The following is a 23,964-nucleotide window of genomic DNA, read 5'->3' on the forward strand; positions in this document are numbered from 1 at the left end:
CTTTACAAACTGATATGTTTACGAATTTTAGGACCAAGCGCGGTCGTTACATGCAAAGGCAATTTTGCCCAAACTTTCTCAATTACGGGTCTGATTTTACCCTGTGGTACGTTTTCACGTTCATCGTTATCCTGAGCGCTAAAATCTTGTTGAATTTGTGTTGTGGCATCATACCAATTCAGTAATTGGGGCGTGGCTCCCCACTGAGCTTTAAATCGATAAGTCCCCTCATTAAAAGTGGAGCGCCCAAAATCAAATGTTTGCATGTTATTGTCACACGCTTCTTTTAGTAAAGACCAATACAACAGCATGTTAGGAGCTAAACGATTGTACTCGGCGACTGTCGATGCCCATGGTATTGAAGTCACTCCCCCTGTAGACAGCGTTATCCCAGCACCAACGGGTACGTTTTCACTGTAAACGACGGATAATATACTGTTTTCTTTATAGTTTTCAATGATATGTTGAAACCATGCTTTGCTATGTACAGGGGAGCCCAATTTACGCATATTGATCGCGAATATGTGGTAAAAATCGTCCAAGCCATTACCGTTTTTATGGATTTCATAGCGCAGGCCATTTTTTTCTGACTTTCGTATTTGGCTGCGTAGTTTTGATTTGAAGTTGCTCATTAATTCTTCACTAGTGGCGGGCAACGACAAAAGCATGCGTACTTTTTGGCCTTCCATTTGTGACTCTGGTGGGGGTTCGTCTATGTAGTCTCTTAATTGAAATGTTCGCCCAGTGACATTCAATAATTGCTGCTTCATGAATGCCATCAGTTTATCTGCAGTTGTGCTGTCATCAGCGAGCAAGAAACCCAAATCACAATAGGGCAGGGAGCAAAATGCAGGGCGCAACAAAGGTCGACGCATCAGGATACAAGGGAACACGCCAACAACGTCGTCGCCGCAAAGGGCAATGGCTGAGGTATTTTCGTGTTGGTATGCCTGTTCTACACTTTCGACCCAACCATAATAGTGATATGGCGTTGCTCTAGGGTGGTTATTGATGTAAGCATTCCATATGGATTTGTCTGCTTGTGTGACTAAGCGTACTTGCACCGTCATTTTGTACTCTTCTGTGGATGTTGCTGAATTTTTTCAGCTGCTTCAGATAGCGTACAAAAATTCAGTTCGTATTTAGCGCGCAACGTTGTGATCACCTCAGTTATGGATTCGCTTAAAAACTCATAGGCGTTACGGTTTCCTAGTAAGCTGTTGTTGTTATCCAATAAGCTTGAGCTGTGCATGTACATGTGAAGCACTGTGTATCCTTTGTTTATGACGGTTTCACACAGAGATAACATGTCTTTCGGTGCTGATAACTCGGGGCACAAATATTGTTTACGTAATAAATGTGTGTGCCAAGCGATACCATTAAACCTCGTCCAACTATACGGAGGAGAGGCAAATTTGGTGTGAATGTCATTCCATCGTGAAAAGTTCGGACGATTAAAGCCAACAGTTACCGGCAACTCAAAAATATCCCGCTGTTGTGATGACACAAGGGGATTGTTTAAATCAGGCCAATAGGGGAGTGATGGTGCCCCAAGGCAACTGAAATAGTCGTTGCTGTAAAATGGATAAACGCTCGAGTCAACGGTTATTCCTACATTGGTCAACAGCTTTAAAACATTGGAGTCAATTCCCCATCGCCCAGTGCGAAACGATTTGGCTTTAACTGAGAATTGCTCTTCGATGCGGCGCATTAACACGTCAAGCTTTTGCGATACTTGCTCTTTAGGCAAATTAACTACGTGTGAGCTTTCATCTGTTGCAGGACCAAAATATGGAGGGTTGCACCAAGGGTGAAGATGAGCACCAATCTCGCAATTTTGTTGAGCGGAAATTGTTCTAATGGTTGATGCAGCAGTAGGGCAATCCGCAACTGCATAGTCGACTAGGTATGTTGGTCGAACCCCTAAAGCACCAAGGTGCGCGTGAAAACTGGGCAACAATGCCACATTATTCACATCAGCATTTTGTTGTGGGAATGCACCTGACCAGTCCCATTCTTCCTCTGTATCAATGGAGAGAACAAAAATAATGGGTGGCGATTTGCTTCGTTGCATTAACTATCCTTTGTCATCTCGTCAAACAAATCACTGTATTGCGCTGCCATACGTTGAGCAGAATAATTATCGTATACGAATTGCTTAGCATTTTCAGCCATTTCTGTTGCATACGTTTGGTTGTACAACAATTTTTCCCAATAGGTAAGTAGAGTTTCTTTATCACCTAACGTGGCGAGTAAGCCTGTTTTTTCATGGCTGATTAATTGGTCAATACCGGCTATGTCATAAGCCGCTACGGGGATACTGGCAGCAGTTGCCTCCATTAGGCATCTTGGGATCCCTTCCAACGTTGAGGTCATAACAAATAAATCAAACGACTTAAGCAGGCTTAATCTGTCATCCCTAAAACCTAAAAACTGTATCGCGTCTTTACTGGCTAACGTTTGAGTATGCTGCTCTAATTCTTGTCGTGCATCCCCATCCCCGAGTAAAATTAATTCAGTATCAGGATGCTTTTTATGTAATTTCTCAAAAATGTCGAGAATATCGTGAATATTTTTTCGACTAATCATTTGGCCGACAAAGCCAATGCGTTTTTTGTTGGGCTCCACGCGCGCAGGTACGGGCTCTGCTTCCACCTCAGACAGATCTACACCGTTCTGAATATACAGTGTCTTTTCAGGCTTAACGCCAATGTTCAACACGTCTTGCATAAGCTGTTGTGAAAGAGGAACGACTTTATGAGCAAAGCGCATCGACTGACACCCAAGCCAGATAAACGTCTTTAATTTAAAGTCTTTCGCATTCTCAAAGCCGTGTGGAGTCACCACGCACTGGATTTTTGCTCGCCTCGCCGCCAGTACGCCTATAATGTCTGACTTGTATCCATGGGTGTGAATGATATCAATATTCTGTTCACGAATAAGCGTGGCGAGTCTATCCACGGCCCCTAAATCAAACTTATTCTTCATGTCGATAATATGCGTTGCTAAATTTAACTTTTGGTACTCCTTGACCAACTCCAGTGGTTTTTGACCAGGCTCCATGGTGACTGCTAAGTCGCATATCGTTGTATCGGGATTTAAATGCTTCGCTAAGGCAAGCACCCAACGCTCTGCACCGTAAAAGCCTGTTGGGCAGATAAATTGAAGTACTTTACGTTTTCTTATCATAGGTAACATGCCTTAAGGGTTTTTATTGCTAATAGATTTAAATATGCCGGCAAAGGTACCGATCGCCCGAGCTGGAAAGTACACCGCATAGAAGGTGAATGTGTTTACAAAAGAGACCTTCAATGTATCTAAGCGATATAAACGTATGGTGTATGCAAGTAAAGGTATCAGGGCTAGTATCGAACTAAGCAAGGCTAGGGCCATTTGCCCGGCGCATATTAGAATAAGCGCACACAGAATGCATAAAAAAATCGCTGGGGGAACAATAAAGCTTGGCCATTCCCTAATAGGGATGTGTCTACCTTCAATAGACTTTAAATTTGACTGCCCGCGCCATATCTCCTTGTCAAACATACCTTTTAAGGTTTTATCTTCACCTAAATGAATGTAATTAGCTGCTGAGGTATAAAACAGGGCGCCTAATTGCGCTGCTTTGTCAGTAAAATAGTAATCTTCGCAGGTCAGCAGGTGTTCTGGAAACCCCCCAATTTTGTGAAATGCGTTTCGGGTGAGAAATAAATTTCTACCGGGTAAAAACGCCACGTTGGTGTCCAATTCTGCGTTGCTCAAACTCGTGCGAATTTTCTCTAGCGGCGGAGCCTCTGGTAGACAAATTTGCATAGCACTGGCAATAATTCGAGTTGGATCGCAATCTAAGGTGTTCAACATTTGCTCAAGCCAGTTTTCTGACAAGTAGATATCCGCATCAAGAAACGCTAAAAACTCTCCGTGTGCTTGAGTCTCGCCGTAATTTCTAAGGGCCGATATGGTGTCTGACTCAGAACGTAAAAATGTGTTGATACGCAATGAATGGTCGTTACAAAAGGTGTGGCTTAGCGCCTCTTTTGTTTGACTGACGACGATGACTTCTACTTGAGATAAGTCAAAGGTTTGTTTAGCAATAGATTCAATGGTTTGAATTAACATTTCAAACCTTCCTTTGTGAGGAATGATAAAAGAAATCTGCATCTAGTTAGGTGTTCCTGAGTGTGTCACTGGCTATCCTAGCCTTTTTTTGAGCCAGTTTACTTCATTGCGAATTGAAAGTGCTAGCATACGTTTCCCAAATGCTTTTACCATGCGCGTCACATTTGAACCATTAGCATAAGCTGGGGCCGGCCAATCTATCTTTCGCTCGTTAAACTCAATTGGTAGCACAGCGTGCTTGAAGTAAGACGTTGGGCCGTCGTTTTGCATCAGCAAAACCATAATACGGGTATAGGTTTTAGTGTCACTTTGCTGTAATCGAGACGAAACTTCGTTTTCAAAATACTCAGCTTTTTGCAAAAGTGAGTGATCGTGCTTATTTCCATAGAAATACGCGGCGCTAAGCACATGGGCTTTGCGCAAGTCTTGAGCCGTCCACGTATCATTTGGATATTCTAAAATTTCGGGTTTATCGAGATACATATATTCATGTTCGAGCATCCACTGAGCAAAACGTAGCAGTCCATCTCGCGCATAATAAAAAGCGTCATCAAACTCCTTACTAATGCACTTAATGTCCAGATAACGCACTAAAGATTGCAGAAAAACTGTGTAAAACCAGGTTTCTTCGACGTTGCTCAAATGACGTAATGTGATGTCTTCATTTGGGTGAATAGTATGTCGGATAACATGTTCAACGCTTTGCAGGGATGCACGTTCGCTTGTGACCACATAACTGTCGAGCAACGCGTTAATGTAATTCGCGGTACCACGATCAAGGGGATACTGGCCGGTAAAATGGTTCTTTAAGCCGAGCACATGTCTGTTTTTAAGAGCAAGTAACAACTCTAGGCATGTATTGCCGCCCTCATACACATAGGTGATCCATTGGGTTAGTGTTTGCACGGCTTCTTTGGCGTTTGGGTTGCCAGTCAGTAAGTAATACAGCGCAAGGCCTGATGTGTAACAATGTTGGCCGCCTGGTCCGCCGCCGCCAGCGTGATCCTGATACGCACCTTTACCTTGAAGTTTTGAATATGAACGATGACTCGATGTAAAAGCCTGCAAATAATGATCAGTGTGCCAAAAAAGGCCGCCATTATATTCGTCTTTGTCCTGTTTAGTATGATAAATATCGATATCAATGACATGCTTGGCTAAGTCATCCGCAAGGGTAAACCATCGTGGATCGTTACTCAGTAAGAATTGGCGTAAGAAGCCAAATATAGGATCGTATTGATTATTGTAATGGGACACAAAAAGTGAACTGTCTTTGTGTTCAGCCGTTTCGTGATCAGCGTAAATATCACCGAAATTCCGCCATCCGTATTCATCGAGCTGTTCACGTTTTTCAAAAAAATTATTTTGTGACTGCAACCCGTTATTTATCAAGTTTTGTATTGTGCTATGTGTATTTTGACACTCTGTATACAGCGGTATTTCACTATGTATATATTCACCACAAAGACGGACACCTTTACTACTCCTAGTGATTTCGTCAAGTGCGTCAGGTTTATCGTTAGTTGAGAGCCATACTGAATGTGTGCTTTTTTCACCACCTTGAAGTTCGTGCAGGTGGTTTTTCTGGGCAGGAAAAAAGCTGAGTAGCATCTCCTTAGGTGTCATGGTTATCGAAGTAGGAAATTTCTGCCAAAAATTGTCAATCGTAAAACTTACCTTCTTATCCCAATATACTAACGGCGTCGCCCGTTGACCCGAAGAAATGACCTCGCCTTCTTTAGCGACTTGATAGCCATTAACACTAAAAGGGAGGGTGTTTCTATGATCAACGTGCACCGGGCTTAGCCAATTCTTACCACCACTTGAAAATTGTTGAATACTCACGTCACTTGTATTTGTGGCCGCTTCTGTTAGATGAGTTTGCCACGGGCTGTCCTGTTCTGTTCGATATTGAAAAGTTGAGGCTCCATCGCCTTTCATAGAAAGGTTGAGGGCTGAAAAGTAAAACGAATTGGCATCCCCTAAATCCCAACTCCCGCCTGAGTGCACTGCCGCATTCGCGTTGTGTAGGGTGACATCTAACTTTATCGCTTCGTGGGCGGCGGTTAATAGAAAAACGCTCGTTGATGAAATATTCGAAACGGTGTCGTCATCTACGGGCGCATAAGTCATGTCGACCTGCACCGATAAACCGTAGATAGAGCCATCAAGTAGGGACAGGGTGTCGTCTATGGATACAAGACAGGATGAAATGGCACATGGATGGCTATGGGCGTCATGTAAGTTCAGGCAACCTCGGATAACATTATTGGCGTGATCTGTTGTGCCTGACGCGATTGAAAAGCTGCCATCAGCATGGGTTAACGTAAAGCGATAAAGAGAATGAGTGACTGTAGTGTGTGAGTCATTCGAAACATAAGTTAGGCACTTTGGTACACTTGCGGTCTCGCTTTGCTTGGCCTTAGTAACCTTAAATATTAGGTCTTCTCTTAACTGCTCGGGAACGGCAAAGGTTAAATGTAGCCATTTGATACTGCCATCAGGCCAATTGGCGAGTGCTTTTGCCCCACACGATATTGGCCCTCCATTTGCTAGTAGCTGACTCGCTGTAAGTTCATACAACACCCCTTGTGCTAGAGGCACGCTCACAGAAGTGACAGCGCTGTCTTGCAATGAGTCTAATTTTATGGGAACAGAGTAGTCACCGGCATTTTCAGTTATCATTTTTATTCTAATGTCTCAATATGTTTGGTAGTGCGTTTTTATATCGTCGTGCACATTCTCGTAGACGCATAAACACAGTGGGTTGATAAAAACAAACCAGTGTTTGGCTTGTTTCAGGGAGGTTTGATAACGAACGCTTGTAGCGTGCTTCCCCTGCTAAAAAGCTATACTTACTGACTTTTTCAGCTATGGCTTGTTCGATTATATATGCATGTGCAAGTAATCCGACTTTGACTCTGTTGTCGTCATGGCCGTTTATGGCAGACAGGTAAAAATACCAAGTGTCATCATCTATTAGTAGATATATGTAGGCGATTGGTTTTTTATCGAGAGTGAGGCAGTAAAGTCGGGTTTTATTCGTTACATCATCTTCAAAAATCAGATGTCTATGAAATTGCTCAAAAATCGGGTTATCAAATCCACTGCCAAATTCTGTATCTCTCCATTTATCTTTGTGTAGTCGAGATATATCTTCTAGGAACGTTTCTTTCTGGGCTGCGGTTTGAGCCACGGTAAGCGCTAATTCACCTGATTGTGTTAATAGCTTTTCTGTACGCCTAATTTGCGAACGAGTGTTTTTCGATAAATCAGCCAAGTAATCATTTAAATTGGCTTTGTAGCGTAAGTCGACTTCGAAATCGGGAGAGCTAATGACTTCTCGACAAGAAGGCCAGTTTAGTTTAAGTGAATTAATCACTTTTGAATTCGTTAATCCAAAATACAATTCGTGCCACAGTTTTTTTTGCGCAAACAGATATTCCAACATGGCTAAACGAATCTGCTCTTTGTTGTTCTGATGCAACAGAAAATCGTTATGCTCAATCCACATTTGATCTGACGCCTGCTCACCTTTTCTATGCAGCCATAGTTGCTTGATATCTATTCTGCTCGAAGAACGGGCGTTTCGCTGTATTAAAAAAGCTAAACCTACACAGCGGGTATTTTCATATGCAGCTAACACAACCGGCACAGAATTTATTGACGTTAACCATGCTTTTATCCATGACCAATTAAGAAAAACGCTAGCATCAGACTGTTTATAAAGGTCGCTCCACAGCGCCTCATGTAGCGCAATATCTTCCAGTGGATAATGAGTGATGGTATAGATACGATTTACTCGGTTGAAATATACTAAACAGGCCAAGCAACAAACATTTGCTAGGCCTGCGACTGCCGTGACTTAAATACTGGTGCTGAGGCGCGACAGTGTGTCTTTCTCAGTATCATTAGCAGGCTTAAATCGGTTGATAAGCCCTTTAGCTTTATCTTTACTGCCTGTAGCGATCAACAGCTCAATCAGATGGAGGGTAATTTCATTGTTTTTCGGTAATTCCGCATTTGCTTTTTTGATATAGGTTAGCGCGTCTGAAAATTGATTGTTTCTAAACAGTGCCCAACCCAAAGTATCCATAGCATAAGGGGAGTTTGGCTGTATCTGAATAGCTTGTTGAGCTAGCTCGATAGCTAGAGGGATTTCCTCTTTTCTAATGGCAAGCGCTGAATAATTGTTTAATGTTACAAAGTCTTTAGGATTCATATCCAGTAAGCCCTTATAATATATCTCCGCCGCGTCAAGAGCGCCGTTTCGAGTATAGTACTCAGCAATGTAATGGATGTTTTTATACTTAACTCGCCTTTTCGCCGTTTGCTGTACTAAATAATTTCCGCCAAGTTGAACCTTACCCACTTTCGCAAGGGCTTCCGCAAGAGGGATAGCCGTGTCCCATGATGGATTTTCTGAATAGTAATGGCTGAGGAGCTCACTCGCTTTCTGATATTCTTTATTGTGAAGAGCAATTTCTCCATTAAATAGCTCAAACATAGGGGAACTGTGCCCTTCAGAATTCATCTTTTCGATTTTTTGTTTTGCTCTAGAGATTTCTCCCGCTCGAATAAGTGCTCGAATATTAAGTACTGTGAGGCGAGGATCATGCGGGATAGCAGTCTCAGCACGGCTAGCTAACTCTGCTGCTTCAACATGTAAACCATACTGATTAAGTAGGTTTATTTGCTTGTTCCAGCTAAGCGTATTTCTCGGGAAGATATTTACAAGCGTCTCAAAAGTTAATTTTGCGTTCCTAAAATCATCCATCTCTATATAAGTTTGACCTAATTCAGATAATACAAAGAAGTCTTTCTGATTTTTGATGTCTTTTAAGACCGTCAATGCTTTTTGATATTCACCTTGATAGTTAAAAATCGTTGCTAATCCCACTTTTAGCTCTAGAGGTTCTTCCTCAACATCAGTAGGTCTGTTATCCAATAAAGACTGAAGCAGCGTCTCGATAGACTTAAGGTCATCTTGCTGTATTGCTAGGTTAATAATGGTTAGGACTAGCTGAAATTTACCCTCGGCATTATTAGACGACAGCAACAGCTTCTCAGCCAACGTTCGCGCTTCATCAAAACGCTTTTCGCGAGCATTCATCAACATCAAGAAACGCATTGCTGGATAATTATCCGGCGCTAACTCAAGTACTTTTTGTAGAGTTGCTCTAGCCTCAACATTATTGTTTAACTGCTGCAGCAAGTAGGATTCAAGCACTAACCCATCTATTTGGTTTGTTTCTTGCCAGCGCTTGGCAATAGACAACGCTTGTTCTGAATCGTTCGCCTGCATATGGGCCTGAGCGAGCAAGCTCCATGCCTCGCTCAACGTAGCATCAATCGCAATTGCTGACTCTAGACTCTCTATGCCTGACTGATCCCCAGAAGATAGTTTTACCAATCCTTCTCGCAAGAGCGTTACCGCATTATTAGGATCGCCGTCTTTCGCTTGTTTGAACAAACTTTTAGATTCTTCGATGTCTCCTTCTCGGAATTTAATCATCGCAGCATTCTCAAGTAAGCTTGATTTCTGAATATCTTGGCCTGAGATACCTTCAAGCAGTTGAGCTAAATTATCAGTTTCACCTAATCTAATTTTAACATCAGCCAATAATCTATTGGCCATATGATCGCGAGGTATATTTCTAGAAGCTCTTGATAAATATTTGTAAGCACTTTCAGTTCGCTCAATTTTGTAAGCACTGATACCAGCAAGGAGATTACTTTGCGTACTATTAATACCGTTTTGTATCGCAAACTCAGCTGCATCGAATGCTTCTTTATAATTATCTTCGCTAATGTAAATTTGTGACATTAGTAAATTCGCATACGCGCTTCTGGCGTTTACCTTCAAAAGCCCATCGATAAGTACTCGAGCTTTCTCAAGTTTTTCAGCTTTTATCAATATTTCTGCCAATTGAAACTGAATAACATAGTATTCTGGAGATGAGTTAACGACTTTTTCTAAAGCACTGATAGCTGAATCGTAATCTTTTAATTGCGCCTTAATTAAACCTGTAACGATGAGTTTCTCAATTTTGTTCCGTTCTAAATCCACGAAGCTAGATAAATCGCTGTTAGCTTGCTCGTAGTTGCCTTGAGAGAAATCAAAATAAACCTGCGCTAATGTTTTATCGTCACCGATTAATGTTGAAAAATCAGTATTAATAGCATCATTATCAGAGGTGTTTTTTAAGTTAGCTAAGAAAGTAAACAAAGAGATACTGCTAAGTACCTCAGTATCATTACTGGTAAAATCTTGTGTTAATCTTATGAGGCGGTCAAAGTCATTTTGATAATAAATGGCTTTGACTAGGGCTGGATAAACAGAATCTTTGGATTCGCCCAACTCTAAAGCTTTGCGTAGTTCTTTTTCTGATTCATCAAATAACCCCGCGACAAGGTAATATTGGCCTAAGTTCGTGCGCGCGTCTTTATTTTTGGGCGCTAAAGCGATGGCATTTTTCAAATCAATGATAGCGGCTTGCGTGTCGTTTTTCTGATATTGCTCTTTAGCGCTCGCGATGTATTCTTCTGCGGACTTGCTGTCGCAGCCTATCAGGGTAAGTGCTGAAACTACGACTAGAGATGATAAAATTTTGATGCGCATACTAACTCCATTAGTTAATTCTTCTTGCTGCTCTAGGTTCACTCACCGGCGAGGCAGTGGCACAGCGAAAGAGTATCACCACTGTATTGTATTATCATATTAGGAACAATATGAGATGTTAAAACATAAACTAGCAAAATACTGGTGTTTGTTAAGGGTTATACCTGTCGGGTGCTAAAATTCCATTTGGGTCAATGGCTTGCTTTAAAAGAGTCGTTGTCTGCCAGAAAATACCATCAGCAGGTAAAGCGGCTTGCTGTGTTATGTTCATGCGATAAGGTACAAATCCTTTCTTACATCCCTCGATGAAAAGTTCTTTCAAACATAGGTGTGCTGCGGACACCGCTTCAGGACTCTCCAAATTAAAAACAAGCGGTACAGTAGAGTCAATACAGTCATGTTTCAGATTTGTAAATGTGATCAAAGGCTCTATTCCGTACTTAGGTGTGGTTTCTCTGATAAATGAGACGAATTCAGTTAGCACCTCTGGAGCCATTTTAATAAGCGGTGCGTACCACAGCAAGCCACATTTGTCCCTGTCTGGTAGAAGGTCATTACTTTTATCAACCTCAACCCTAGGGTTGCGCCAGTATGCAAGGGGCAGGGCAACCTGATTGGGTTTGCCCAACATAATTTCGATTCCTTCATCCAGGGTGCTTAATTGGGATTTTATTTTGTCAATGGCGGCGTTCGATGGCAAAGGTAAGTTGAGGATAAATTTGGCGACGTTAATCAGCCAGCTATTTGAAAAATTAAGTTGACCTAAGTGTTTTGCCCGTCGCTTAAACTGCTTTTGGGTGGCTGAAACCACTTTTTTGGAGCCGTAAATAGTACCGACTATCATCCATTGGGGTAAGCGCTGCTCTTTGGCTATCGTTTCAACTTGCTTATCACTCATGACATTGTGCTGACCTTGACCGTTTGGGTTTTGGGCAACCATTGATACTAGACGACGGCGATCCATTAAGTTGATAGAGCCAATAATACCTTCTGAATCTAGCAAGTTCTGCTCTATAAGGGCGACTGCATCGGAGAATTTTTCTGAATCAAAGACTTGTAAGTAGAAGGCACTAAAATGCTGGGGCTTAGGGGCGAGACGAATCGTCATTTCGGTGACAATGCCAAAGTTACTTTGAGTGAATAAACCATCTATATACGGACCCAAACCCCATTTAAAGGTTTTATCAATATAGTCATAGGAAGAACCATCTAAGGCTGAAACCGCCGATTCAAATTTCGTATGACACAAATTAGGGTGAGGAAGATATGCTTTTAACGCGTTGACCGCAGCAAAATGATCCGTTCTGGGGGTGATACCATAACCTCGTTCTAATGCATTTCCTAAAATACTGCAGTGGGGCCCCGCACCGGTAACAGGCACCATAAATGGCCAGTCGTTTTCTTGTAAAAAATTAAATAAATCCTGCTGAGTCACACCTGGTTGAACCGTCACTAACCCCGCTTTTTTATTATTGGGGATAATAGACTTAAGTGCGCTTAAATCTACAACCACTCTTGGGCCATTAATGGGAGTATTTTGAATTGAACCATAACCCCAGTTATTTCCGGTGCTAATGGGGTATAAGTAGAACTGATATTTATTCGCTAACTGCAGTAGTTTGGGTATGGCAGACTCGTTTGTTATTTGAACAGCGAAGTCAATAACAACATCGTCAGAGAAAGTCGTTTTACCAAAACGCTTAGTCGCACTCTCTTTAGTAAAAAGTACAGCTTCAGTATCAGGTATTACCTCGCGTATCAGTTTCATTAAATCCATCATAAATCCAAAATAACTTATCCAATAGGAGCAGTCTACTACACAACATCAGACCTGCGAATGTAAATGGAATATTTGTTTTTCAACTAGACGATATGTTATTCGATTATTAATCATGGTGATGTTTAAGCACGGAAAAGAAGAGAAATAAAAATTACGAAAATGATACGTTGAATTTGAGTTATAAAAAAAGCCGGCAAGCCGGCTTTTTGTGAAGAGTAATTAACTCTTATTTTTTAAATCTTCTACCAAGACCAAGACCTAAAAGACCAAGACCTAAGAAAGCCAAGTTTGCAGGAGCTGGAACTTGTTTTAAACCAACAACAACGTTATCGAACTCTCCAGCGATACCAGAAGAAATTACTTTGAAGTTATCGAACGCTTCGGCATCCGAGAAGTCAATATTCACATAAGTGTTAGATGCAGGTGATGTTTGGTTACCAGGGCTACCGTTTAATTGTGCCAACAACTGTGGACCAGTGATTGATGCAACTAAAGTAGCGCCATCATAAAACTCAAAGCTGTTATAAGTATCTACTGAGCCCCAGTAGAAGCCCAAGTAGTTAATTTTTGAACCAGCAAGGCTAGCTTCAATACCACCAACGTTCGCTAAGAACGTTGTATAATTAATATCTACCGAGCTATCTGATCCAATATTTTCTGGTGTGGTGTATGCGTAACAAGTGTTGTCACCAGCTGGCGCTGCTGCTACGTTAGGTACTGAATTATTACGAACATTCAATACACCAGCACCGCTTGGAGTTACTGCTAACGGCGAGTTGATTTGACAACCATCAGATGCGCCAGCAACATTATAACTTGTGTCACCACCAGCACCAACCGGGAAAACAGTTGCACTATCGAAGGTTTCAACGAAATATCCGTTTGAAACAGTCGCTGCAGTAATTTGGTTGCTAGCATCTATACGAGAGCTTGTTTGACCTGAGCCGTCAGTCGCTGTCTGGCCACCGAAACTGATAGTCGCAGCGCTTGCTTGACTTGCTGCACCAAACGCTAAAAGAGCGGCTAGTGTTACTAATTTTGTTTTCTTAACTAAGTTTGACATGTGATATTCCTTTTAGACCAAAAGATGAGACCAAAGATACTGCTGTAGAAGGTAAAGCAGTACTTATGCCAAGTTTGAAATATTCTTTATTTTCAGATGGTTAGGTTTTTTCCATTTTTTGTATGCGAGGAGATGTAAAATTTACTGACAAAATAAAGTGCGGTTGTCGGTGAGTGGCGAAGGTATCAAACACATCTCGTTGTTCATGCCTAATTTATAGGCAAAGTATTATCGTTGTAACGGGAAATTTAGTTTCCACCTCAATAGAGACAGAAGGATAGATAAAACACTTGTTATAAATAGATTGGGTTAATTGAACCGTGTAAAATTTTTTGACATCGAATAGGGCCCAGCCGGCAAGCCCAAGTTTTGAGCTTCAGTTGAATTGTGAATTAACTTTCTTTTCGATATTCTTCAGCATGCGCTTAAAGCCAGGTGTTAGGCCGCTCATTAATAGGTGACGGCTGATATAGTATGGGGCTCTCTTCCCGTGATATTCTACAACGGGGCCAACTTGTTGAAAGGGGATGCCCACAAAGCGTAAGCTGCGCGCCAGTCTTGGCTCCATCATCACAAAACAATGTTTAATATCGTGTTTACGCGAGGTAGACGCGGCGCACAAATATAGCCCCACCGCAATAAAGGGGAAACAGCGTAGCTCGCGCTCAGAGTAAATATGCTCATTGATAGCACCTGTGGCTGAACCCTTAAATTTATCCGTGGCACGCTTTCGAAACTGAGCGGGGACTGCCAATCGAGATATTTCACATATTTCACTTCGTGGAAAATCACTTGGATGTACTGCGTCATCAGCAATCGAACTAATACAGTATTTCTCTATTGGTAGGAGTTGCTCTTCACTCATAGAGCGCACGATGCGAACCGTACCGGCATATTCACCAGTAGGGAGGTGCTTAATTAAACAATGGGTAGAGTGACTATCAAATTGATCTGTTTCCATCTTGTCTGAACGTTCATCTTCAAACTTTAATTCTTCGCAATAGACTTTGTGCCTAATTTTATAAGATTCATTACGAAGATCGTCTGACAGGGCAACAACAGGGCTGAGGTATTCCGCGAAATGTCTAGAGATCTGATTAGCCTTCTGGCTTACCACCAAATTCATTACTTTTTTTACCACTGGCCCAATAATAGGGAGATCAGCGTACTTTCGAAGTTGTTTCATAGATTCATTTCTTTAAAACGGTAGTCCACATCTAGTTCCTTAGTTGTGTATCGGTATAAATCTGCATTCGTTTAGGCACAAATTCAAATGCGGTGTTATAACCAATATTGTACAACTCCTCTTTTTGTATCGCTGTAATATTAAAATCGACGGGAGATAATTTACCCGTATTGATGATTATAGTATTACGCCAGTACTCTGCATGTACATACTCTCGCGACATTGCCGTCATGAAGGTCCTAATCAGCATCATCACATATTGCCGTAATGGCAGCCAACTTTTTTTAAAGTTCGGATCTGTCACATGCTCGCTTTTTAATTTAAAACACATAACTGGTGAGCCATCACCTGCCCAATCTTGATACAACGCATCTTCTGATAAAATAGCACCGTCTACAAGAACATGCTGTTTATAGGCTTGAAAGCTGAAAAAAAGTGGGATGGACATTGAAAAGCGCACCGCCTTCGATATCTTCAAATCGGGACTCGTTTTACGGCTAAATACCACCGGGCCTCCGCCGTTAACATCGGTCGCTAAAATGTGTAAGTCTTTATCTATGTCTGAGAACGTTAGACCTTTAAGGTGTTTGTCCATCCACGCCTCAAATTGGTCCCCCGAACTTAAACCGCCTTGGCGTAATAATCTGAGTAATGAAAAGCCTTTGAACTTTTTGAAGTCAGTTGTCATGGCTAAGTGTTTTATATCTGCTAAGGGCACACCACAGCAATAAAGAGCTGCTACGATGGAGCCGCCAGAAACCCCCACCATGTGTTGAAACTGAATATCGAGCTTCTGTAAAGCATCGAACACGCCAATATGCACTGTTAAGCGGGTTCCGCCCCCCGAAAAAATCGGCACTATTGATTTCATGTTTAGTTCCTTGCTTATCCTTCGCCGGACCTATTAAGGCCTACAATCTGACTGGTGATTTATAGCGTCAATGCATTGTTTACTAGTTTTATCACTTAATGTAGCGCTGGTATATTAGACCTAAGTACTCGTGAATTGCTCGCTCGCTGCGATAAAGACTATACGCGTTGGGCAAGCCTATGGTGAATGAAACGTGTTTCCGACTGAGGTGCTCTACAGGTATCGGTAATACTGAGAGTCCGTGTAGTCTGAAATATTCCACTGCGCGAGGCAGGTGACTCGCCGAGCTTACTAATGCCATATGTTTGTTTTGCAAATATGGCGCCAATGCTTCTACTTCTGATTCTGTGTCATGCCCCATAGGAAAGGTATGAATGTCCTTTGGATTTACGCCTAAAGTGACCAAAAAGTCCTTGTTATATTGGGCTTGAGATTTTAAGTCCGTCTCATTTAGGATCCCAGCGGCTAAGTATATTGGCAGAGGTTTTTCGTTGTACATTAACGCAGCGTGTAAATTGCGCTGCATCGTGCACTGGGGCCATTTACTCACAAAAGGTAAGCCGTCATCATCGAAATGATTGCAGGCTAACACTACGATACCATCCGTCAGTTGCCATTCATTTGAAGAGAGTTTGATGGTCGGATATTGGTCTTCCAATGGCTTAATTAATAGAACACTGGGATAAACAAGACTACAAAAAAGTACCCATAAGATTGGGACGCATGACGCCCATTGGTAAATACGCCGACCTTGAAGTGGCAGGCGAGATAAGAGCTGCAAGATAGCAAACAACAAAAGCCCATGAACTAACGGCGAGCTTAAACTGTTTGCTAATGACTGCAGCATTTACATCACCTTATATCTTGTAGAAGCTTTTATACCAATCCACAAAATTGGTAATCCCTTATTTAATTGGGTTTTAGGCTTGTTTGCTTAGTGTGCCTTCCAAGGCTGTAATAAAATCAAGTAGATTGACAGGAATTTGTGCGCCAATATTGTCGATACCCACGACCTCGTCACCGCGTGATAACAACACCTGACAAACATGAAAACCGATGAATCCGGCAGCCCCTGTGACTAATACTTTCATTTCATTAATCCTAATATTTTGTGTATAACCCTAAGATATTAATCACGTTACGCTATTGTTGTGACAAAGTTTCTGTTCACACTAGCCCTACGAAATAGTAAGTAGCTTATTATGATAACGAAAAATTATATTTATAAAATCATTTGTGTGGTTTTTTCTTTGGTGTTTTTAACGACGTCAGTCAGCGCCTCGCAAAAAACAAACGTGGTTAAAAAAGTTAAACCCTCTGTGGTAGGGGTAGGATTGTATGATGCAATGTCTGCTGTTTCGCATCAGCTGCGGGGAAGTGGCTTTGTATTTGGTGATGGAACGCTCATTGCGACTAACTTCCACGTTGTATCAGAACCGCTTGATCCACAGATTGTCCAATATCATATTGTTTTTTCGGGGACGGGGCGACAACCTAAAATCCATAAAGCTGAAATTATCGCTAAGGACCCGGTGCACGATTTAGCAATACTGAAAATTCGTGACACACTGCCAGCTTTGCAGCTTGGCCCAGATGAGTATGTTGATGATGGTCAAGACATACTAATGACAGGATTCCCGATTGGGTCAATATTAGGATTATACCCGGCAACCCATAAAGGAATGATTGCAGCACTCACCCCAGACGTGATCCCAAGTGCCAATGCGCGTAACTTAACCATGAAAATGCGCAATCGTTTAGAGAGTCCATTCATGATCTATCAACTGGATATGACTGCCTACCCTGGCAATAGTGGTAGCGCCATTTATGATGCCGAGACAGGCCGTGTGGTGGGGATAATTAACAAGGTATTTATTAAAGAAACCAAAGAAGCGGTTTTAGAAAAACCGAGCGGCATTAGCTATGCAATTCCTGTTAAATATTTAAGATTATTAAGCAAAAAGAAAGGGATTGCGGTAAACTGAATAATAGTTGATCGAATTGTGTCACGAAACTTTACAGTTTTTGATTTTAAGTTAAATATATCCAGTAAGATCAGTTGGTTGGGATTTGGCTTAAATTTTGCTTTATCTGCCTGATATGCGTTACTAATGGAGTATTAAGAACAATGAATGTCGTCGACAAAAAATCTGAGAATAGCCAAGGCGCTGTTTCTAACCGACGTAAGTTTCTGTTAAAAGGATCTGCGGCTGCACTCATAGTGAGCCTTCCATCGAAAGCAACGTGGGCTACAACGGCGAATGGTTGTACAGTATCGGGGAATTTGTCAGGAAACTTATCACAAGCATGCTCCACCACAACGATTGCTGGAGTATCCCCTGCTACTTGGTTAAAAGATGCTAATAATGACCAAAATTTAAAAGACTCGCTTAAAGCGGTCAAATGGGACACTGTTTTCAGTATCTCTACTACGGGTACATATACAAAGGGCGGTGGTGGAGTTGTGAGTCGTCCACATTTGTATCGTGTTTTATGGCAAGGTTCTGACATCGACAAAAGTTTAGTCGCTGGATACTTGAATGCTTATTATGGAAATTATCCATTGTCGTCGGAAGTGACCCCTGAGATGTATGCTTCAATGCTTGAGGAAGAAGCGATGAATGACCAGGGTGCGCTTATGGATGCATTGAGTCAAACTTATACGCGATAATTGAACCTGTTGCAGCTAAGTTTGTACCAAGTAAACCCAAATATATTGATTTATAACGCCAGCGATTCGTCTGGCGTTTTTGTGTTTGTACCTATCACGGGTAATTCTCTGAGATTGAGTGGCCAATTTCAGGCTTTTTTTACTCAGTATCATTTTGGTGTTCCCTTCAATGAAGAGCAAATGTTCGCTCTATTTCCCGATTCTTCGTTGATTGATATTCAACAATCAATCAGGCACCTCGAATCCCAGTGCGTCATTCAGAAGGTTGAATCCGTTGAGACTTAAGGATATTTCAGAAAATGAAGCCGCCGCGAGATTGATAAAGGGGGAAATCAATATCGATTTGGGCGTGGCAGCCTTCGGTGTTCAATCTTCATTGCCCGATGTGCAGCGCGTGTTTTATCAGCTATATGGTGACTATGAGTTACTTGATGACGTATCTCCTGCGGATTTTCGGGTTGCCGTGCAATCACCTAAATCCTTGAGGCGGTGGTATAAGCCGCAAATTCACTTTCTACTTGATGAGTTTGTGCCGTTTTTACCCTTGCCACGCTCGCAAGCGTATCCAGTGTTAGAGTGGGGTATGAACTGGTGTATGGCGTCTCATATGCACAGATATTTATTACTCCACGGTGCAGTGCTTGAAAAAGACGGCAAAGCGATAATTTTTCCGGCTCCTCCGGGCTCAGGTAAGAGCACGTTAACAGCTTACTTGGCCCATACCGGGTGGCGTTTACTCTCAGACGAAATGACGGTTATTAATTTAGAAACAGGCCTAGTTCACCCCTTTGTTCGTCCAATTTGTGTAAAGAATAACTCAATAGATTTGGTGAGATCTTGGTTCCCAGAGGTGACTATTTCAAATATTGCCAGAGATACCAATAAAGGTGATGTGGCTCATGTTAAACCCCCTATTGCAAGTATTGATAAAATCAAGCAAACAGCTCCGGTGATGGCTGTCGTACTACCCAAATACACATCTGATGTCACGTTAGATATCTACAGCTTAACCAAAGCTGACGCGTTTCAAGCGTTAACGGATAACGCGTTTAATGATTCAATATTAGGTGCTGATGGTTTTCTCGCACTGCAAAAGTTAGTTGAAAGTACGGACGCAGTGGAAATTCATTATAACGATTTAGCCGAAGTCTCAGCATTTCTGGACGAGGGACAGTTTGCACCGTGAATGCTATATCCAAGTATACTGACCATTTAGTCACACTGCTATCAGGTAACGTGCCAAAGGCAATCACACACACGGAGTGGGAGTTTCTTATACGGATCGCTCGTGAAGCATCTGTCTTACCAAGAGTTGCTTATGCGCTTGATAGTGTCATCGAATTGGTTCCTGAGTACGCGCAGACACACCTTATCTCCGCTAAATATCATGCAAAATTACTCGCTCAGCAAGTGAAATTTGAGGCCAGCGAATTCAAGCGAATTTTACCTGTTGAGCTGCAAACTGAGCTTATTTATTTAAAAGGGGCGGCCTACACATTATCAGGATGTAGTGCAGGTAGAGGGCGTGTTTTTTCTGATATTGATATGTTGGTATCAAAAGCTAATTTGCGTGAAGTCGAAGCACGTTTAAGCGTATATGCGTGGTTTACTCAGCCAACAGATGACTATGATGACATGTATTATCGTCAGTGGGCCCATGAAATTCCGCCTTTGAAGCATTCAGGGCGAGGCACAATATTAGATGTGCACCATAATTTAGTGCCGCTTATCAGTGGTAAAGCCCCAGATATAAATGATTTTACCGCTGGTGCTCGCACCTTATCTTGTGGCGCGCGCGTCTTATCGCCAGGCGCAATGATATTGCACAGCGCTGTGCATTTGTTTTATCAAGAAGAATACCATCATGGCTTTCGCGACTTGTCAGATTTGCACTTGCTGTTTAGCGAGTTTGGAACTGAGCAAGCATTTTGGGATGAACTATTTATTCTGGCGCAAAAAACGGGGTTTGGTTTAGAGCTCGCCCTCGCATTACGTTATGTAAATACGCTGTTCGATACCGATATTCCACAAGCTGAATTGCATAAAAGCCAGCTTTGGCTACCACCTAAAATTACGCTAAAGATATTCGATTGGATGTACTGCAGAGTACTGCAGCCACATCATAGATTATGTAATGTGAGAGGGTTGGGCTTGGCCAACACGATGGCGTTGCTGAGAGGGCATTGGATAAAAATGCCAGTGCATATTTTGCTGATGCATACGGCTGCCAAAGGTTACAGAAATATTTTGAAGTGGGTGGCTGGTAAAGGAGTGAATAAGCCAGGTAGCGCGAAGAACAACACGCCACCAGGCATTTAACGTCTGCGTTTGAAAGAGCCGCTACACAGTGGCCAGTTTATCTTTCATTTCCCTGCGCTTAGCGTGCAAAACAGGTTCGGTGTAACCATTTGGTTGCTGCGTTCCTTGCAGTATTAACTCTTGAGCGGCTTGAAACGCAATTGATTTGATTGGGTCAGGCATCATAGGGATGTATTCCTTATCAGAACTATTTTGTGCATCGACTAATTGTGCCATGCGCAACATTGAGTCATTTATTTGTGCCTCGTTAATTAAGCCATGTAACAACCAGTTAGCGATATGCTGGCTGGATATGCGTAACGTTGCTCTGTCTTCCATTAGGCCCACGTTGTTGATGTCCGGTACTTTAGAGCAACCAATCCCTTGATGAACCCAGCGAACCACATAACCCAAAATCCCTTGAACGTTATTGTCTAGCTCATGCTGAATGTCTTGCTGGCTCAAACTGGAACAGTCAGCCAAGAGGGGCACGGTCAAGATATCATCTAACCCATCAAAATCATTGCTTGCAATCGGATTTCGCAAACTAAACACATCAATCTGGTGATAATGTAAGGCGTGCAAGGTCGCAGCGGTTGGGGAGGGAACCCAAGCAGTGTTGGCGCCCGATTGAGGGTGATTGGTTTTACTTTGCATCATGTCAGCCATGTTATCTGGAATTGGCCACATACCTTTCCCAATTTGCGCTTTACCTGACATACCTGCGTCTACACCAATTTTCACGTTGGCTAACTCGTAGGCAGTCAACCAAGGCTGTTGCTTGATGTCAGCTTTTAACGCAAATGGCCCTAGATGCATTGAGGTATGGATTTCATCCCCAGTTCTATCTAAAAAGCCCGTATTAATGAATACTGCGCGCGCTTTTGCTGCATTGATACACGCTTTCAAATTCACACTTGTGCGACGTTCTTCGTCCATAATGCCCATTTTTAATGTGTTTTTAGGCAGTGCTAAAGCATCTTCTACTTGACTAAACAAAGTGTCAGCGAATGCCACTTCCTCTGAGCCATGCATTTTGGGTTTAACGATATATATACTGCCCGCTTTACTGTTGCGATATTGGCCATTGCCTAGCAAGTCATGTTTGGCGATTAGGCTGGTGATAACCGCGTCCATTATCCCTTCGTAGATCGGCTTACCCTGAAACAAAATTGCGTCGTTCGTCATTAAATGGCCCACATTACGCACAAACATCATACTACGACCATTTAGCGAAAATGATTTGCCTGTAAGCGTCGTGTAATTTCTATCGGCACTTAAACGTCTGACGGAGGAGCCGCCTGGTTTACTTAGGCTCACTTCAAGCGTCCCTTTGATCAGTCCTAGCCAGTTCTGATACACCAAGGTTTTATCTTCAGCATCCACTGCGGCAACTGAGTCCTCACAATCCATAATGGTTGTCAGTGCTGATTCAACTAATATGTCTTTCATGCCACAGGGGTCGCTTTGCCCTATTTGATGAGTGCGGTCAAATTGCAGCTCTACGTGCAGGCCGTTATGTTGTAACAAAATGGCGCTAGGGTTGTTTTTATCGCCAACAAATCCAAGTAACTGGGTAGGGTGAGACAAGGTCGCTGTGCTCGCATCGGCTAGCGTTACCACTAGTTGACCTGAAGTAATATCATAACCTTGACTGGTGGTATGGGAGCCATTGGTCAATGGTGCGATTACATCGAGCCACTTTCTTGCATACTGTATAACCTGTTGCCCTCTTGCGGGATTGTATGCTTTTGTCCGCGTAGCGCCGTTATCTTCAGGGATAACATCTGTACCGTAGGCTGCATCGTATAAGCTCCCCCAACGGGCATTAGCAGCGTTAAGAGCGAAGCGCGCGTTATTGATAGGCACTACAAGTTGAGGGCCGGCCATGGTAGCCACCTCGTCGTCAACGTTATCGGTGGTAATAGAAAAATCTGCTGGTGGCGTTTCTAGATAGCCAATTTCTTGAAGGAAAGTTTTGTAGCTCGCAGGCTCTAAGGTCGGATGAGACTGGCAATACGCATCGATTTTTTGTTGTAGCAAGTCGCGCTTAGCCAGTAAGGCATCATTAACTGGCGTGAGCTGGGCTAGAATATTACTAAAACCAGCCCAAAATTCTGTGGGGGCGACTTCACTGCTAGGTAGAGCCTGCTCTTCGATAAAGGCAGCAAGCTGAGGCGCTACCTGTAATTGTTCACGTTGAATATATTGTTGCATGATCTACTCCGTTGATAAGGCTATGAACCCAGTCTACGAACTAATGTTTAGTTTGTTTAATTTATGGTTTCTATCTCAGCTATTTATCTTATGAATGACTATTGGGCAGACAAGGTTTCACCGACATCTGTTATTAGGCGACGTAACCAAATATGTCCAGCATCGTGGTGCAACAAAGCGCTCCAAGCCATTTTTAGGCCAATCGGTGGTATATCAAACGGTGGATCTAGGATCACAATATTTGGGTCGTTTTCATATAGCGCGGCTGCTTTACTAGGCAGTGTTGCCACTAAGTTCTGCACCTTGGCGAGTTGCAAAGCGACGTGATAATGGCGAGTAAACACTCTTATATCGCGCTTTTGGCCAATTTTAGTCAACTCGGCATCTACCCAACCTAATTTTTGCACTTCATTCGGATCTATTCCGACTCCGACACCAAAGCCGGTTTTACTTACCCAAATATGCTTACTGTCGATGTAATTTTGCAATGTAAAGTTATCTACTATGGGATTGTTACTGCTAACGACACAGGCAAAGCGATCGTACCAAACGACTTTTTGATGAAACGATAACGGTAACTCTTCAAAGCGGTTAATGGCCATATCCACTTTACCTTGCTCAACATCATGAAAGGTCACGTCGCTAGGGGTAATCATATCTAGCGTTATGTTTGGTGCGACTTTGGCCAACTGGCGTATGACCTCAAGAAGCAACGTGGATTCAGCGTAATCGCTGGCCATGATCCTAAATGTACGCTTACTGGTTTCAGGTACAAAGTCTGTCTCTGGTTGAATCGAGGCCTCAAGTTTTGATAACACATCGCGTATAACGGGTTGCAGCTCCAGGGCACGCTTAGTCGGCGTCATCCCGTCACTGGTGCGCACTAGTAAGGGATCTTTAAAAAGATCTCGAAGGCGCTTTAAACCGTTACTCATGGCGGGTTGGGTAATACTGAGTTGATTTGCTGCGCGGGTAACACTGCCTTCTCGTAGAAGGACGTCCAGATACACCAATAAATTGAGGTCTACTTTTGAAATATTCATAATATTAATGCACTTATTGTTTTCTATTGTATAACCAGATTGTACTCAGATGAGAAAAAGATGCTAGTGGGTGAGTGAAAAAATTTAAGCTTATGTA

Annotated in this window: 19 protein-coding genes; 4 read left to right on the plus strand and 15 right to left on the minus strand. The window is 42.5% G+C overall.

The features are described from left to right. Window positions 1–2: 2 nt before the first annotated feature. The 13 genes from PATL_RS06095 to PATL_RS23035 form a co-directional block, all read right to left on the minus strand. Entirely contained in the window at window positions 3–1,070 is a 1,068-nt protein-coding gene (locus PATL_RS06095) for a GNAT family N-acetyltransferase (RefSeq protein ID WP_011574055.1), read from the minus strand. Further along, a complete protein-coding gene (locus tag PATL_RS06100) occupies window positions 1,067–2,074 on the minus strand; it encodes a polysaccharide deacetylase family protein (RefSeq protein ID WP_011574056.1) in 1,008 nt (335 codons plus the stop codon). The genes PATL_RS06095 and PATL_RS06100 overlap by 4 nt, the downstream gene beginning before the upstream one ends. Further along, window positions 2,074–3,189, minus strand: a complete 1,116-nt coding sequence (locus PATL_RS06105) for a glycosyltransferase (protein ID WP_041713447.1) — start codon at window positions 3,187–3,189, stop codon at window positions 2,074–2,076. The genes PATL_RS06100 and PATL_RS06105 overlap by 1 nt, the downstream gene beginning before the upstream one ends. A 12-nt stretch (window positions 3,190–3,201) precedes the next feature. Then, window positions 3,202–4,158, minus strand: a complete 957-nt coding sequence (locus tag PATL_RS06110) for a glycosyltransferase (RefSeq protein ID WP_011574058.1) — start codon at window positions 4,156–4,158, stop codon at window positions 3,202–3,204. Between the two features lie 30 nt (window positions 4,159–4,188). Next, entirely contained in the window at window positions 4,189–6,801 is a 2,613-nt protein-coding gene (locus tag PATL_RS06115; protein ID WP_011574059.1) for a hypothetical protein, read from the minus strand. 7 nt (window positions 6,802–6,808) lie between these two features. After that, window positions 6,809–7,945, minus strand: a complete 1,137-nt coding sequence (locus PATL_RS06120; protein WP_011574060.1) for a GNAT family N-acetyltransferase — start codon at window positions 7,943–7,945, stop codon at window positions 6,809–6,811. 36 nt (window positions 7,946–7,981) lie between these two features. Continuing rightward, window positions 7,982–10,780: an XrtA/PEP-CTERM system TPR-repeat protein PrsT gene (prsT, locus tag PATL_RS06125; RefSeq protein ID WP_232283293.1), complete on the minus strand. Its 2,799-nt coding sequence runs from the start codon at window positions 10,778–10,780 to the stop codon at window positions 7,982–7,984. Window positions 10,781–10,889: 109 nt separating this feature from the next. Further along, window positions 10,890–12,506 (minus strand): FAD-binding oxidoreductase, encoded by a 1,617-nt coding sequence (locus PATL_RS06130; protein ID WP_232283294.1) that lies wholly within the window; start codon window positions 12,504–12,506, stop codon window positions 10,890–10,892. Window positions 12,507–12,744: 238 nt separating this feature from the next. Continuing rightward, window positions 12,745–13,581 (minus strand): Npun_F0296 family exosortase-dependent surface protein, encoded by an 837-nt coding sequence (locus tag PATL_RS06135; RefSeq protein ID WP_011574063.1) that lies wholly within the window; start codon window positions 13,579–13,581, stop codon window positions 12,745–12,747. Between the two features lie 376 nt (window positions 13,582–13,957). After that, on the minus strand, window positions 13,958–14,767 hold the full coding sequence (locus PATL_RS06140) for a PEP-CTERM/exosortase system-associated acyltransferase (RefSeq protein ID WP_011574064.1): 810 nt from the start codon (window positions 14,765–14,767) through the stop codon (window positions 13,958–13,960). Window positions 14,768–14,798: 31 nt separating this feature from the next. Further along, on the minus strand, window positions 14,799–15,638 hold the full coding sequence (locus PATL_RS06145; protein ID WP_011574065.1) for a patatin-like phospholipase family protein: 840 nt from the start codon (window positions 15,636–15,638) through the stop codon (window positions 14,799–14,801). Window positions 15,639–15,729: 91 nt separating this feature from the next. After that, on the minus strand, window positions 15,730–16,485 hold the full coding sequence (locus PATL_RS06150; protein ID WP_011574066.1) for a YdcF family protein: 756 nt from the start codon (window positions 16,483–16,485) through the stop codon (window positions 15,730–15,732). Between the two features lie 73 nt (window positions 16,486–16,558). Then, the gene (locus PATL_RS23035; protein ID WP_011574067.1) at window positions 16,559–16,729 is read right to left on the minus strand and encodes an NAD-dependent epimerase/dehydratase family protein; all 171 of its coding nucleotides are present in this window, start codon (window positions 16,727–16,729) and stop codon (window positions 16,559–16,561) included. 111 nt (window positions 16,730–16,840) lie between these two features. Here PATL_RS23035 and PATL_RS06155 point away from each other — a divergent pair, with 111 nt between their 5' ends. The 4 genes from PATL_RS06155 (at window position 16,841) to PATL_RS06175 (ending at window position 20,628) form a co-directional block, all read left to right on the plus strand. Continuing rightward, window positions 16,841–17,623 carry a S1 family peptidase gene (locus tag PATL_RS06155; RefSeq protein ID WP_011574068.1) on the plus strand — a complete coding sequence of 261 codons (783 nt, stop codon included), beginning with the start codon at window positions 16,841–16,843 and terminating at the stop codon, window positions 17,621–17,623. A gap of 143 nt (window positions 17,624–17,766) precedes the next feature. Further along, window positions 17,767–18,309 carry a hypothetical protein gene (locus tag PATL_RS06160; protein WP_011574069.1) on the plus strand — a complete coding sequence of 181 codons (543 nt, stop codon included), beginning with the start codon at window positions 17,767–17,769 and terminating at the stop codon, window positions 18,307–18,309. Window positions 18,310–18,583: 274 nt separating this feature from the next. Further along, window positions 18,584–19,495: an HprK-related kinase A gene (locus PATL_RS06170; RefSeq protein ID WP_011574071.1), complete on the plus strand. Its 912-nt coding sequence runs from the start codon at window positions 18,584–18,586 to the stop codon at window positions 19,493–19,495. Beyond that, window positions 19,492–20,628 (plus strand): nucleotidyltransferase family protein, encoded by a 1,137-nt coding sequence (locus PATL_RS06175; protein WP_011574072.1) that lies wholly within the window; start codon window positions 19,492–19,494, stop codon window positions 20,626–20,628. The genes PATL_RS06170 and PATL_RS06175 overlap by 4 nt, the downstream gene beginning before the upstream one ends. 21 nt (window positions 20,629–20,649) lie before the next feature. On the opposite strand, the gene PATL_RS06180 is transcribed toward PATL_RS06175, so the two are convergent. Further along, on the minus strand, window positions 20,650–22,824 hold the full coding sequence (locus PATL_RS06180) for a malate synthase G (RefSeq protein WP_011574073.1): 2,175 nt from the start codon (window positions 22,822–22,824) through the stop codon (window positions 20,650–20,652). 98 nt (window positions 22,825–22,922) lie between these two features. Next, window positions 22,923–23,867 (minus strand): LysR family transcriptional regulator, encoded by a 945-nt coding sequence (locus PATL_RS06185; protein WP_006991473.1) that lies wholly within the window; start codon window positions 23,865–23,867, stop codon window positions 22,923–22,925. Window positions 23,868–23,964 lie beyond the last annotated feature (97 nt).

The organism is Paraglaciecola sp. T6c, from assembly GCF_000014225.1.
Classification (GTDB): Bacteria; Pseudomonadota; Gammaproteobacteria; order Enterobacterales; family Alteromonadaceae; genus Paraglaciecola; species Paraglaciecola atlantica_A.

Bases quoted from the DNA above. Each gene is read 5' to 3' on its own strand.
- PATL_RS06135 (WP_011574063.1), bottom strand. From the start codon at position 13,581: ATGTCAAACTTAGTTAAGAAAACAAAATTAGTAACACTAGCCGCTCTT.
- PATL_RS06110 (WP_011574058.1), bottom strand. From the start codon at position 4,158: ATGCAGATTTCTTTTATCATTCCTCACAAAGGAAGGTTTGAAATGTTA.
- PATL_RS06140 (WP_011574064.1), bottom strand. From the start codon at position 14,767: ATGAAACAACTTCGAAAGTACGCTGATCTCCCTATTATTGGGCCAGTG.
- PATL_RS23035 (WP_011574067.1), bottom strand. From the start codon at position 16,729: ATGAAAGTATTAGTCACAGGGGCTGCCGGATTCATCGGTTTTCATGTT.
- PATL_RS06105 (WP_041713447.1), bottom strand. From the start codon at position 3,189: ATGATAAGAAAACGTAAAGTACTTCAATTTATCTGCCCAACAGGCTTT.
- PATL_RS06130 (WP_232283294.1), bottom strand. From the start codon at position 12,506: ATGAAACTGATACGCGAGGTAATACCTGATACTGAAGCTGTACTTTTT.
- PATL_RS06185 (WP_006991473.1), bottom strand. From the start codon at position 23,867: ATGAATATTTCAAAAGTAGACCTCAATTTATTGGTGTATCTGGACGTC.
- PATL_RS06150 (WP_011574066.1), bottom strand. From the start codon at position 16,485: ATGCTGCAGTCATTAGCAAACAGTTTAAGCTCGCCGTTAGTTCATGGG.
- PATL_RS06100 (WP_011574056.1), bottom strand. From the start codon at position 2,074: ATGCAACGAAGCAAATCGCCACCCATTATTTTTGTTCTCTCCATTGAT.
- PATL_RS06115 (WP_011574059.1), bottom strand. From the start codon at position 6,801: ATGATAACTGAAAATGCCGGTGACTACTCTGTTCCCATAAAATTAGAC.
- PATL_RS06145 (WP_011574065.1), bottom strand. From the start codon at position 15,638: ATGAAATCAATAGTGCCGATTTTTTCGGGGGGCGGAACCCGCTTAACA.
- PATL_RS06095 (WP_011574055.1), bottom strand. From the start codon at position 1,070: ATGACGGTGCAAGTACGCTTAGTCACACAAGCAGACAAATCCATATGG.
- PATL_RS06155 (WP_011574068.1), top strand. From the start codon at position 16,841: ATGATAACGAAAAATTATATTTATAAAATCATTTGTGTGGTTTTTTCT.
- PATL_RS06160 (WP_011574069.1), top strand. From the start codon at position 17,767: ATGAATGTCGTCGACAAAAAATCTGAGAATAGCCAAGGCGCTGTTTCT.
- PATL_RS06180 (WP_011574073.1), bottom strand. From the start codon at position 22,824: ATGCAACAATATATTCAACGTGAACAATTACAGGTAGCGCCTCAGCTT.